The 228-nt window shown below is 68.4% G+C and carries 1 protein-coding gene; it reads right to left on the bottom strand.

Annotated elements, in window-relative coordinates; translation table 11 throughout:
• On the bottom strand, window positions 1-228 hold a 228-nt coding region (locus OH705_RS29055; protein WP_267303681.1), incomplete at both ends, for a DUF2892 domain-containing protein.

Raw genomic sequence — 228 nt, 5'->3', positions numbered from 1 at the left:
TACGGGTTGCTGCCTCGGCACTGGCCTTCAGCTCCTTGAGCTCGGCAGCCCCCCGTTCTATGTCGCGATGCAGGCGCACATATTCGGCGCGATGCCGCAACCACCACGCCTTGGTCGAGCACTGCCCGCTTACACCACGGGCCAGCGCCAGGCCGCCGACGGCACCCTGCAACAGCCCCAGCAGGCCACCGTGGCGTAGCCCCGTGCTGATCATCAACGCGCCCCCAG

It is taken from the genome of Pseudomonas sp. BJa3 (assembly GCF_026343815.1).
Classification (GTDB): domain Bacteria; phylum Pseudomonadota; class Gammaproteobacteria; order Pseudomonadales; family Pseudomonadaceae; genus Aquipseudomonas; species Aquipseudomonas soli.
This window is presented reverse-complemented; position numbering and strand designations above follow the sequence as displayed.